Below are 13,197 nucleotides of genomic sequence, written 5' to 3'. Positions count from 1 at the left end.
AAGGAGGATCTTGACTATGACTGAAATTCCAGAAATGGGCGAGTATAAATACGGTTTTCATGATAAAGATACATCCGTTTTCCGTAGTGAACGCGGCTTGACAGAAGATATCGTGAGAGAAATTTCAAGTATTAAAGAAGAACCTCAGTGGATGCTTGATTTCCGCTTGAAGTCTTTAGAACAATTTTATAAAATGCCGATGCCGCAATGGGGTGGCGACTTATCCGAACTGAAATTTGAAGATATTCGCTATTACGTGAAGCCATCGGACCACACGGTAAACGATTGGGACGAGGTTCCCGACGAAATCAAACGCACCTTCGACAAACTCGGAATTCCCGAAGCAGAGCAGAAATATCTTGCCGGAGCTTCCGCGCAGTACGAATCCGAAGTAGTTTACCATAACCTGAAAAAAGACTTAGAAGACATCGGAATCGTCTTTAAAGATACAGATTCAGCACTCAAAGAAAACGAAGATATTTTCCGCGAGTATTTCTCAAAAGTTATCCCGCCAACCGACAATAAATTCGCAGCGCTTAACTCAGCAGTTTGGTCAGGTGGCTCGTTCATCTACGTTCCAAAAGGCGTAAAAGTGGATACACCGCTACAAGCCTATTTCCGCATTAACTCGGAGAACATGGGACAATTTGAGCGTACACTAATTATTGTGGATGAAGGCGCAAGCGTAAACTACGTAGAAGGCTGTACCGCTCCCGTTTACACGACGAATTCCCTTCACTCGGCGGTTGTTGAAATCATTGTTAAACGCGATGCTTATTGCCGTTACACAACGATCCAAAACTGGGCCAACAACGTCTACAATCTCGTAACCAAGCGTACTTTCTGTGATGAAAATGCGACAATGGAATGGATTGATGGAAATATCGGTTCGAAATTAACGATGAAATACCCAGCTGTTCATCTGCGCGGTGAAGGAGCACGTGGTATGACACTTTCCATCGCGATTGCTGGTAAAGGCCAACGCCAAGACGCCGGAGCAAAAATGCTTCACTTGGCACCAAACACATCATCAACTATCGTCTCAAAATCAATCTCCAAACAAGGTGGTAACGTAACGTACCGTGGTATCGTTCACTTTGGCCGTAACTCAGCAGGATCTCGCTCGAATATCGAGTGTGACACGTTGATTATGGATAACGCGTCCACATCTGATACGATTCCGTACAATGAAATCCTGAATAGCGATATTTCCCTAGAGCACGAAGCGAAAGTTTCTAAAGTATCTGAGGAACAACTATTCTATCTGATGAGTCGTGGCGTAACAGAAGAAGAAGCAACAGAAATGATCGTCATGGGCTTCATTGAACCATTCACAAAAGAATTACCAATGGAATATGCCGTCGAAATGAACCGTTTGATTAAGTTTGAAATGGAAGGTTCGATTGGTTAATACCTGTCTTATAGGAAAAGTAGTCTCTGCATGTGAGGCTACTTTTTTATTTACATAAAACGGAAGTAAGTTTAAATAGATAAACTGTCATTAAATCTACATTTTATTTTTACGGTATGTGGAAATAATGTATTTTCTAAAGCAATCAAAATGCTAAACTTAAAGTAGTCGCATAATTATAGGACTAAATATAAAGGAAGTAGTTTTTAGAGAACTACAAAAAAGGAGAAAAAAATGAAAAAAGTTCAAGCAATCTTATTATTAATGTTTTTACTAGTGTTAGGAGGTTTTGCACAACAAGTACATGCAGATTCTATACAGACGAAGCCTTTATACGTACTAGAAAAGCCGACATGGCTAGATATAGCAGGTGTTTCAAAAGGTATTTACCATGATAAACAAGATCTAGGTATTATTTTACCAGCTAATGTGCAACTTGAGATTAGACAAACGAATCCGAATTTTAAAGAAAATTTAACAATGGAGTTGCTAAATGATGATTCCCAGAAAGAGAAATCAGTGAACGTTACCTCTACATGGCAAACGATTAGTCATGGATATACAGCTGTACCTTTCATTGATACGACATTTGGAAAAGAGAAACCTGTTATTGAATATAAAGTGACAGATGTAATGAAAGAATTACCAGTATACCATAAGGGAGATGACGAAACAGCGTTCTTTCAAAAGTGGGATAGTTCCGATGCGGAATTTGCTTTAATCTCTACCCCATATTTTCAAACATTCGCACCGAAAAAAGATAAAGCATTCATGAAAAATATGAAAGATTTCACCTCTATTGATGCGCTTATTAATTACTATACAGATGTTTTTGAAACGTATAACGAGTTGGATGGTTTATCGTTTGCCCCTGAAAATCCAACTGATAAAAATATTCCGAACAAGTACTTCATGAAAGCAAATGCGCATGGATCCGGTGCTGCTTATTATTCTGGCAGCCATACTGCACAGAATGGAGATACATTGGCAGGTTTTTATTTATCTAAAGGTTGGGGCGGTCTCCACGAAATCGGTCACGGATATCAGGGCGTATTTATGAGTGACAGCAGTTTTGACGCGGGAGAGGTTTGGAACAATCTCTATGCAGCAGCTTATGAGAAAAAGACAATGGGAACAGGAATGTATCAAAATGGCTGGTTATTTGCTTATGGCGATAAATCTGGTGTGGAGAGAACGGTTACAAATTTGTGGCAAACGACACATACTCCTGTTACGAAATGGGATCATCGCTCAAGGCTTCTTGCTCTTGTTACATTGCAAGATAAAGCTGGAGACAAAGGTTTTACGCTTTTCAATAAAGAATATCGAAAAATTGCGAATCAACCAGGTTTTGTGCCAAGTAATCACTACCTATTTGATTTAATCTCCCAATATTATGGACAGGCTAGCGGCTTTGATTTCACGCCTACTATCTTATCACTCGGGGGAACAATGTCCGCGCAACAACAAGATGATAATCGCTTACATCTTTATAAACCAGTGGCACCATTAACAGAATTAGTACCAGCTTCCCAGTTAACAACTATTCAAAATAAGCTTGGACTGGCAACTCCTTTTTCACTAGTGGACACAGAGCAATTAGCATCAAGTGGACTTTCTGGAAGTACGACGATGCATCTGAAAATTGATGATTTTTCACAAGTAGAAGGGCAAGATTTAATCTTAACGAATGGTTCTAAAGAAATCAAGCGTATGAAAATCACATCGAAGGATATGAATATTGGCAGTTTACCAAATGGTATTTACACGATTGGTTTACCAACAGGAAAGACGACTAAATATAGTTTTGATACGCATTATTTACGTGTGAAAGAAGCGACAAATGATGTAACAATCAACTACACAATAAAAAAAGCAAGTCCGTTAACAAGTCAGACAGTTCATTTTTTAGGTTTAGGTGATGGTGAATTTGCGACAGCTATTGTTGATTTAAATACGGGGAAATTGGCTATGGAATTAAAATATGCTGACCCACATTCTTACTTCGGTTCTACAGAATATGCTAAATTAGAAGTGCTGGATCTAAACAATAATGTTGTGTACACGAAGTCAATGATTGGTTCGGGTGCGCTTCCTAGTATAGATATGCCTGATATTAAAATAGGCTACAAGTTAAGAATTTATCATGCGGAACCAGGTAGATTGAAAGTAGATAATTTACCAATTGTAGATACCTCACAAAAAACGAACACATTTATTATCACAAAATCAGGCTTAGTGAATGAAAAACTTAAGAATAACGCAGAAGCAGAACTAACTGTTAAAATTGATGCCTTGGCTAGTAAAATTCAAGGGGATCCTATTTTAGTAAATAGCGATTATGTGGAGTTAAAGGATGATTTAGTTCTCGCCATTGAAACTTTGACTGAGCCATTAAAGGGGACACTTCTAGATAAATATGAGGCTTTATTGCCAAAAGAGGCTGCAACATCCATTGCAGTAAGCACGAATCAAGTTCAAGCCAAGAATGGAGCTACGGGTCACGTGACGACGACTATTTTCCCTTCTAGAGCAAATCAAGCTGCTGTTTACCATTCTAGCAATACAGATGTAATAACAGTAGATGCACTAGGCAATTGGAAGGCAGTAGGCGATGGAGAAGCAGTTATTACGGTAACCTCGGTTGATAATCCAAGCTTAGTCAAAATGATCTCAGTCAACATCACAACACCGCTATCGACAGACGGCTTGACAGCAAAACCTTATAAAATAGGCGACGCGAAGTTAAGCGGAACATTTGGGTCAGCAATTTCTAAAGTCAGACTTTGGATAAATGGTAAGGCGGTAACGCAAGCAACAGTCAATCCAGATGGCACCTATGAATTTTTAAATGCTACAAGCTATATCTTTAAAGCTACAGACAAAGTAGAGGTTGTTGGTGTTGATTCAAAATATGTAGAGAAAAACCGGATAACAGTTAAGGTATCTGGCACATCCATTTTTGATGATAAACTAACTGCAGTCGCGTATCAAATGGGGAGCAATAATCTAACTGGTACATTTGGTAAAAATATTGCGAAAGTAAGGTTGTGGGTCAATGGAAAAGCCGTTTCACAAGCGACACTGAATCCAGATGGTAGTTATACCTTTGCGAATGTCGCAAGTTTTATCAAGATGACAGGTGATAAAGTAGAAATTGTCGGCGTGGATGCGCAATACAACGAAATGAACCGTATTACCGTTTCCATAACAGGAACATCGACTTTTGATAATATAATTACAGTGCCAACAACATTCAGAATTGGAGACGGAACGCTATCTGGTGACTTCGGTAAGGATGTGTTCAAAGTCCGTCTATGGGTGAATGGAAAAGTGATAACACAAGCAGCCACTTCTTCTGGGAGCTACTCATTTGCTAATATCGCATCGTATATTACTAGTCCACTGGATGTTGTACAAATTGTTGCAGTAGATAAACAATACAATGAAATTAACCGTGTAGATGTTGATATTACAGGCAATGGAGTATTCAACTATCTATTAACTGCCGAGTCCTATTCATTTGGGGACGAGATACTCACAGGCGCATATGGTAAAGATATTGTAGAAATTAAGCTATCTGTGGGAGGAAATATTGTTCAAACAGCGAAATTAGATAAAACAACAAGACAATTTACGTTGATAAATATGTCATCACTTGTACCAGATGAAGATGCAAGTATTCGTATCATTGGGTATAATGCTCAGCACGAAGAAGTCCATCGAATTGCAGTAAGTGTTCAATAATTATTCATAATATAAGCAGAGCCCATAATAGAAGAAGTTATATATCTTCTAAGCGGGCTCTATTTTTATGTATCTTTACAGAACTTCCAGCAGAGTCTAATCAGCCATGTTTTTACTATTGAGTAGGCATGTGTATCGGTCCATGTTGCACCAGTTTCTTATAAATGGTAGCATGAGTGAGTATCAATGCATGGAGAGAAAGAATTGTTACATCATCATATTAGCAATTAGAAGTTAAAATTGACATTTATATAACTTTATTTTAATATGAACATATGGGAATTTTTGATAATAACATTTTTGGAAGCGGATTCTTTTTTGTTTAATAAGAATAAATGACCATCTTCTAATTCATTAATACAAAGATAATTCCCAATCAACCTAGAAGAAATCTAGTGAAAAATAGAATGATACGAAAGGGTGATTTTTGAAATAATAAGTAAAAAGGATTTGATTTTTACTATTTGGACAAAATGTATTGTTTAGTCACTTATTAAGGTTGGGAATTATTTTAGAGGGAAATAGCATCAGAGTATCTCACCACGGTAATAATAATGATTATATTAGGGGGATTTTTTCATGAACGTATCATTGAAAAGGAATATTCTGACAGCAGGATTAGCTATTATTCTAGTACTCTCCGCCGTGATGGCATTCACAACGCATGTGTCCGCTGCATCGAGTACACAGCTTAAACCGCATGTGAACATAGGCTACTGGCTGGGTGGCAACGGTGGATCGAAAAAAACATTAGCTCAAGCAAGTTCGGGCTGGGATGTCATCAACGTTTCATTTATCGAGACGAAAGGAAACTACTATACGCCAAATTTATCAATGGATCTTTCGGCAGTCTATCCAGGTACAGAGGCGCAGCAAATAGCAGCTTTTAAAGCAGATATTAAAACGTTACAAGCGCAAGGTAAGAAAATTGTTATTTCTTGCGGTGGACAAAATGGTGTTGTTCATATGGATAATGCTGCGCAGCGAGATACTTTCTTGAGCGGGGTTAAAAGTATTATTAATGAATACGGATTTGACGGCTTTGATGTTGATTTCGAGGGCAGTTCCATAGCTGTTATGAATACTGACAAAATTGGCCAACTTACCTCACAGCAGTCCATAAATCTTGAATACTTACTTCGCAATCTGAAAACTACTTACGGATCTGACTTCATTATTTCTGCGGCTCCTGAGTATAATTATGTCCAAAATGGCGCAATTAGTACAGGTAATGGCGGAGCATTTCTACCCGTTCTCAACGCTACTCGTGATATTTTGACATACATTCACCCGCAATACTATAACGGTTTTAATGGCGACTTCGCTTGGTTACAGCCATCAGCAAACGCCGGTGCACCTTTTGCACAAGTTTACTCTGCGGAAGGATATACTCGCCTTTCTGAGATGCTCATTACAGGATTTGTAACGATGGATAAAGGGACTTTTGCAGGGTTACGACCAGATCAAGTTGCTTTTGGAGTACCTTCCACGAACGGTGCAGGTAATGGAGCGCAAAGCGTTTCAGTCTATGCTTCAGCCCTAAATACCTTGCTTACCAAATATCCTACTTACCGCGGAATTATGACATGGTCCATTGGTTGGGATGAAGCGAACGGAAACAATTTTGTAAATACGATTGCGCCAATTATTAAAGCAGCAAATGATTCCACTCAACCGTCACCAGATGCTAAAGCTCCAACAATCTCTAGCCAACCAACTGATAAAACGATAAAAGTAGGCGGCGCAGCAGATTTAACGGTAGTCAGCTCTGTATCGAAAGGGACACTTAGTTACCAGTGGTATAAAGCTTCTAGCAAAGTGAACACTGGCGGTACAGCAATAAGTGGTGCAACAAGCGCAACATACAATGCACCAACAAATGCGGAAGGTACCAATTACTATTACTGCGTTGTTACCAATACGGACAATACAGCGACAGGAATCAAGACGGCCACAACGACAAGTAGTGCGGTATCCGTAGTTGTTAGTGCTGCAAGTAGTGCAGCAACACCTACGATTACAAGCCAACCAACTGATAAGTCAACTACTTTGAGCGGAGCAGCGGGTCTTACAATAGGGGCAACTGTACCACAAGGAGCGCTTAGTTACCAGTGGTATAAAGCTTCTAGTAAAGTGAACACTGGCGGCACAGCAATAAGTGGCGCAACTAGTGCAACCTATAATGCACCAACAAGCGTAGTAGGTACAAGTTATTACTATTGCATTGTAACCAACACGGATAATTCGGCTACAGGAACTAGTACAGTAACAAGTAATGCCGTGGCAGTCACAGTAAACGCATTACCAGCCGGAGATACATGGAAAGCTGATTCCATTTATGTTGCAGGAGATACTGCCATATACCAAGGGAAGACTTACAAAGCCAAATGGTGGACACAAGGAGACGTTCCTGGTGCAGGTGAATGGGGACCGTGGGAATTTGTTATATAATAAAGCTAATTTAAAATGAAAAATAAACGCAGAGTCTATTTTTTGGAAGTTATATATTGGGCTTCCCTAAGAAGACTCTGTTTTTGTGTACCCAAGGCGATGAATGCAGTTGGCGTAAGTTTGAAAGTATGACTAGCCAAAAGGGTGAAAAAGCACACCATTAGAGTAGATTTATAAAGATGAGCAAAAGGTCATAATTAGATTGAAAAAGTGTATAAAAAATACAATTTGCTTGCCTCGTTCCGTGATATTATTTAAACATAAAAGAGCGAAAGAGGTTGGTTAATAATGAATGCTAAAAAGTCCATTTCTTATTTTTTAATCGCTAGTTTTTTAATTATCACGCCACTATCTTTGGAAAGTGCGGAAGCTAACGCAGCGGAAGTGCCAGCAGTAACAGCGATGACGACACCAGTGAGCGCACAACTTACGGTTAATTCGGTGAATGATGTTGATCAGTTCATTTCAGGGACAGGGATTCCAGGGCATTACGTAAGCATTCTTGACATAACGCAAAATAAATCAGTTGCGAATAATATATTAGTTGATGAAAATGGTAATTATAGTTATCAAGTTACTCCCGACCAAGCGCTTGAAGTTGGAGATGAAATTACAGTTCATGATAGCCAAGTGAGCGGTGGCTTGCAAGTTTCTACAACCGTTATCGGAACGGAAGATCCAGTCATTACAGGTGAAAGCGTGACAGAAATTAATCCGGGAAGTACCTTTGATCCAATGGATACGATGAAGGCGACGGATAAAGAAGATGGCGACCTCACAGGCCAAATAGTCGTTACTTCGAACCCAGTGGATACGAGTCAACCAGGGAACTACGATGTTGTGTACGCAGTAACCGATTCACATGGGAATACAACGACTTTTACACGTGAGGTGATTGTTACCGAGGCACCGACGATAACGGGTGAAAAAAATACCACGGTGGACGCTAATGCTGATTTTGATCCGAGGGTAGGTATGCAGGCAAATGATAAAGAGGATGGGGATATCACCTCATTGATAGATGTGACGCAAAATGATGTGGATACGAGTAAGGCTGGTGATTATGAAGTCATATATCAAGTCACAGATTCGGATGGAAATACCACAACATTTACACGTGAAGTTACCGTTTTGGAGGCTCCTGTTATTGTAGATGATGGAACGGGAAATAACGGTACAGCAGCAAGTGATGATACCACTAATAGCGAGATCATAAGCGATGGAACAACAACGCAAGAAACGCAACGGGGAACAACGGTAGCTGAAGGAAGTGTGAATGTGGCTCCAACTACTGATACGACTACAACGACAGCGCAGTCTGGAGCAACCAAGACTGAAACTACAACACCTCAAAAAACAGCGACGGTGAACCAAGAAGTAGCGGCTGCCGATAATAATACAACCCAAACTTCCGATACAACACAACAAACGACAGTGAAGGCAGCAAGCGATCAAGATGAATCGATGAGCGCACTATCAGAACCAGAAGAAACACTACCAGTCACAACAGGAAAACGAAGACATGTTATCATTCCTGGTGCAGGATTAATAACAATCGCGTATCGCTTGCTTAGAAGAAACTAAGTGCGTTGAATAGAAAGCCGAGATTCCTAATCATGTGGAATTTCGGCTTTTTAATGTTGACACAGCTTTACAAAACATCTAGTAAAGCCTAAAATAAGAGGATAAATACACGTTTTTGGAGGTGCTATTCATGGAAGCCGATTTGAAACAAAAGTTAAAAACATTGCCTGAATCACCAGGTTGCTACATATATCGTGACAAAAAGGGCACTATTTTATACATTGGAAAATCCAAGAACCTCAAGCAACGTGTGAAGTCTTATTTTACGAAAACACAAATCGGAAAAACCGCGCGCCTAGTCCATCATATTCACGATTTTGAGCTGATTATTACCAGTACAGAGCAAGAAGCATTACTCCTTGAAATGACGCTGATTATGAAATATCAACCACCGTATAACGTGATGCTAAAAGATGAAATCCGCTACGTGTATCTTAAAATTACCAATGAAACGAATCCGCACCTCGAGACCACGAAAGAAATCGAGAAAGACGGCGCTTCTTATTTTGGTCCTTACGCTAGTCGTCATACAGCAACAGCCACGCAAGAACTGCTTCAAAAGATATACCCACTTTGTCATTGTAACGGGAAAAGGGGGCGTCCTTGTTTTTACTACCACTTAGGCATGTGCATTGGTCCGTGCGCCCGTGATGTGACGAAAGAAGAATATGACGCGCAAATTAAGAAAATTAGTGACTTCTTAAACGGCGGGCAAAAAGAAGTAAAACGCGACATTGAAAATCGGATGGATGAGCAAATAAACAATCTCGAATTTGAGCGTGCGAAGGAAACTCACGAACTTTTGAATGTGTTAGAACGGGTTACCGAAAAGCAAAAAGTGATGGCGCGTGATTTCGGACATCGAGATATGATCCATTTTGCAGAACAAGATCAGTTTTGTGCGATTCAGATCTTTTTTATTCGAAATGGGGCTATTGTTGGGAGGAGTGCGAAAGTTTTTGAGATTGTTGGAGATGTGACGGAGATGGTGGAGAGTTTTGTAATGGCATTTTACAATCATCCGAATCATTTGTTGCCCAAGGAATTGCTTGTACCTGAACGACTGGATACGAAATTAATGGCAAAGGCGCTAGGGATAAAAGTACGAGTACCCAAAAATGGCGAAAAGAAAGCGTTATCGGAACTCATACATGAGAATGCTAAAAGTGCGCTCGACGCTCATTTTAAAATGTTGGAGTATGCGGAGAAGACAGAAGAATAAACGAGGAGCGGTCTCTAGATGGGAAAAGTTTTTTTGTAGTGAAACAAGTCTATATTTAAAGTAACTGAGAAAGCGTTTTATATGTTACTGTGATATCAATGATAAAAAAGTTAAGTGGAGAAGCGGGAATAGTTTGCAGTACTGGTCAACTAGGTGGACAGATGTTAGCAGTGCACAAATGAATTGCTAGATTATATAAGTAAATATGGTATTCACGTGAAGCCTGAAAAGATTTTTTCATTAGAGGACACGGCTGAAGCGCACGCGTATCTAGAGAGTAGCCATAGTTTTGGCAAGGTCATTATTTTGAATTAAATCAGTAAAACCCGCGGAGATAAATGGACTATCTTTTCGGGTTTTAGTTTGCATTTTTAGTTAGATAATTCGTGTAAAGTGCTTCACTTTCGGGAAAGGGTTATAATAGTGGTGGAGAAGTTTTTTCCACTCTTCATAGGCTTCCGATTTCCGAAAACCTTCTGTATGATCTTCTAATGTTTCCCAACGAACAAGCAGTAAATAATCAGTAGGATTCTCGATGCAATGGTGTAATTCATGGCTGATGTAGCCTGGGATGGAACTGATAAACTTGGATGCAGTAGCAAAATCGTTCTCGAATAGTTTTGTATCCCCGAGTGTTACTTGTAGCAGAGCGCTTTCTAAAATCATGATTAGATTCCTCCTTTTGGCTATTGTACTATAAGATGGAGAAGTAGGTGTAAGTAATGAATGTGAACTATTATGATACGTTTATTTTGGTTGCGGAGGATAGTAAGGCTGATCACGGTGAGTTTCCGAGTGTAAAACGCCCAAAAAAGACGATTGGCGAGATTCAGTTTGAACTTTTGAATGGGAATGATTATAAGTATACGCAAGAAGAGGTGCTTTTTGAAACGCATATGTTGCATAAAAATATTCCTGAGACTGCGCGTGAAGCGGAAAAAGAAGCTTTCTGGGGGAAAAGTCAGGCGTGTATGCGGACGTCTCCACTTGGAAAGCGATATGGTTGGGGCCTGCATTTTAATCAGGATGGTTATGTAAAATTGGTTGCGGTGGAAAGCCCAGAATATCGGGAATTAGCGAATCGGGAAGACTTGAACGTTACGCGAGCGATGAAATCGAAACGATAGGGGGAGATTTTTAATGATTACGATTGGGCTGACGGGCTGGAGTGACCATGATACCATTTATTCAGGAACGAGTAAGCATAAGTTAGAGGATTATGCGGGGAATTTTCCGATGGTGGAGGTGGATACGAGTTTTTATGCGATTCCTGCGCCTTCTACGACGGAGCGCTGGGTGGAACGTACGCCAGATGATTTTTTATTTGTGGTGAAGGCATTTCAGGCGATGACGAAACATAAAGAGTGGCAGCAATATTATGACTCAGAAACGGAAATGTATCGTCGGTTTATGGATGCGATTGCTCCAATGAGTGAGCGAGGACGGCTAAAAGCGATATTATTTCAGTTTCCGCCGTATTTTAGTTGTACGCAGGAAAATGTACGTTATTTACGTGCTGTGCGTGCGAAAATGGGAGACCTTCCTGTTGCGATTGAATTTCGTAATAAGACGTGGTATACCGAAACTACTAGAGATCAGACGCTGGATTTGTTAAAAGAGTTAGGATTTATTCATACTGTTGTGGATGAGCCACAAGTTGGTAATGGGAGCGTGCCGATTGTGCTTAAGGCGACGAACGAGGATATGACGTTGATACGGCTTCATGGTCGGAATAGCGCTGGGTGGATGAAGGCGAACAGCCCTGAATGGCGAGAAGTTCGGACGCTTTATCGGTACAACGCGGAGGAAATTAACTATTGGGCTGAGAATATTCGTTATTTGCAGAAGCAGTCGAAAGAGATTATCGTGATTTTTAACAATAATTCTGGCGGAGATGCAGCGGATAATGCGAAGGAGCTTCAGAAGGCGCTAGATATTTCGTATGAAGGACTCGCTCCGATGCAGATGAATATATTTGATTTATAGTTGTTTGAGGGGATGTATTTCTCCTCTTTTTTTTTGTTTTTTGGACTAAAAGCAGGCCTAAAAAAATAGTGAAGTAGGCTTAAAACATCTTTTTAGCACTTTTTGAGTAAAAGATGGCGAAAGAATGCAAAACGTGTTAAGATAGAAGAGAAGAAATGAGCCGAAGTTAAAATTATGAGGAGAGATGAAAATGACAAAAAATAATAATTATGCCGTTCCTCCAATACTTGAAAGAATCACTGTTTACGATGAATTAGAAATTTTTGAGAAGCTAAGAGAATCACAAGAAGATGTGGAAAATGGTCGTACAATAGCATCGAGCGTTGGTTGGGCAGAACTAGGATTTACTAATGAACAATGAGCAGCACGTTGCGAATAGAGTGGTCAGACGCTTTTAAAGAAGATATAGCAGCGATTCTTCATTACTTCGAATATCAATATTGTAGCGTAAGCCAGAAGGATAAATTATATCAAAAACTCGAAAAGTTGGAAGCACGTTTGAGGATATTTCCTCTGATGGGAGTAGCGCTCAGAGATCCTAAGTACAAGCGAGAATACCGGAAAATGAGGATTGGCAAGGCGTATCTTGTATTCTATGAAGTTTGCGAGGGCACGCAGAAAGTAATTTTGCATCGTATTTTGGCTCAAGAACAGAATTATGATGTTCTTATTCGGGAAAATATACCGATTTATAATGACAAAAAACAGTAGACAGGCCTAAATGATATGCTCCCTATAGAGTAGACAATGGAAAAAACAAAAATTCCAAATCTACTTTATAAGGGAGTTTTTTGTA

General features: G+C 39.8%; 11 protein-coding genes. 10 read left to right on the top strand and 1 reads right to left on the bottom strand.

Features of this window, described 5'->3' with window-relative positions; genetic code table 11:
* Positions 1–16: 16 nt before the first annotated feature.
* From sufB to HCJ66_RS16505, 6 genes are all read left to right on the top strand, one after another.
* The gene (gene sufB, locus HCJ66_RS12550) at positions 17–1,411 is read left to right on the top strand and encodes a Fe-S cluster assembly protein SufB (RefSeq protein WP_036065803.1); all 1,395 of its coding nucleotides are present in this window, start codon (positions 17–19) and stop codon (positions 1,409–1,411) included.
* A 234-nt stretch (positions 1,412–1,645) separates the two neighbouring features.
* Complete coding sequence (locus HCJ66_RS12545) at positions 1,646–5,158, top strand: immunoglobulin-like domain-containing protein (RefSeq protein ID WP_187133447.1); 3,513 nt, start codon at positions 1,646–1,648, stop codon at positions 5,156–5,158.
* Positions 5,159–5,737: 579 nt separating this feature from the next.
* Positions 5,738–7,609 carry a glycosyl hydrolase family 18 protein gene (locus HCJ66_RS12540; RefSeq protein ID WP_187133446.1) on the top strand — a complete coding sequence of 624 codons (1,872 nt, stop codon included), beginning with the start codon at positions 5,738–5,740 and terminating at the stop codon, positions 7,607–7,609.
* 288 nt (positions 7,610–7,897) lie between these two features.
* Positions 7,898–9,193, top strand: coding sequence for an immunoglobulin-like domain-containing protein (locus HCJ66_RS12535; RefSeq protein ID WP_187133445.1), 1,296 nt, complete (start codon positions 7,898–7,900; stop codon positions 9,191–9,193).
* 130 nt (positions 9,194–9,323) lie between these two features.
* A complete protein-coding gene (gene uvrC, locus HCJ66_RS12530) occupies positions 9,324–10,415 on the top strand; it encodes an excinuclease ABC subunit UvrC (RefSeq protein ID WP_187133444.1) in 1,092 nt (363 codons plus the stop codon).
* 183 nt (positions 10,416–10,598) lie between these two features.
* Positions 10,599–10,730, top strand: coding sequence for a zinc-binding dehydrogenase (locus tag HCJ66_RS16505; protein WP_222717499.1), 132 nt, complete (start codon positions 10,599–10,601; stop codon positions 10,728–10,730).
* Positions 10,731–10,790: 60 nt separating this feature from the next.
* Here HCJ66_RS16505 and HCJ66_RS12520 read toward each other — a convergent pair whose 3' ends face one another.
* On the bottom strand, positions 10,791–11,081 hold the full coding sequence (locus HCJ66_RS12520; protein ID WP_187133443.1) for an antibiotic biosynthesis monooxygenase family protein: 291 nt from the start codon (positions 11,079–11,081) through the stop codon (positions 10,791–10,793).
* Between the two features lie 56 nt (positions 11,082–11,137).
* On the opposite strand from HCJ66_RS12520, the gene HCJ66_RS12515 reads away from it, so the two are divergent.
* From HCJ66_RS12515 to HCJ66_RS12500, 4 genes are all read left to right on the top strand, one after another.
* Positions 11,138–11,542, top strand: coding sequence for a DUF6157 family protein (locus tag HCJ66_RS12515; RefSeq protein WP_187133442.1), 405 nt, complete (start codon positions 11,138–11,140; stop codon positions 11,540–11,542).
* A 13-nt stretch (positions 11,543–11,555) separates the two neighbouring features.
* Positions 11,556–12,401 carry a DUF72 domain-containing protein gene (locus HCJ66_RS12510; protein WP_187133441.1) on the top strand — a complete coding sequence of 282 codons (846 nt, stop codon included), beginning with the start codon at positions 11,556–11,558 and terminating at the stop codon, positions 12,399–12,401.
* A 190-nt stretch (positions 12,402–12,591) separates the two neighbouring features.
* Positions 12,592–12,762: a hypothetical protein gene (locus HCJ66_RS12505; protein ID WP_187133440.1), complete on the top strand. Its 171-nt coding sequence runs from the start codon at positions 12,592–12,594 to the stop codon at positions 12,760–12,762.
* On the top strand, positions 12,759–13,112 hold the full coding sequence (locus tag HCJ66_RS12500; protein ID WP_187133439.1) for a type II toxin-antitoxin system RelE/ParE family toxin: 354 nt from the start codon (positions 12,759–12,761) through the stop codon (positions 13,110–13,112). Before HCJ66_RS12505 ends, HCJ66_RS12500 begins: the two co-directional genes overlap by 4 nt.
* Positions 13,113–13,197: the final 85 nt, after the last annotated feature.

It is taken from the genome of Paenilisteria portnoyi (genome assembly GCF_014322795.1).
In the GTDB taxonomy this organism is placed as follows: Bacteria; Bacillota; Bacilli; order Lactobacillales; family Listeriaceae; genus Listeria_A; species Listeria_A portnoyi.
The sequence above is the reverse complement of the archived record's forward strand: the minus strand, read 5'-3'. Positions and strand labels throughout refer to the sequence as shown.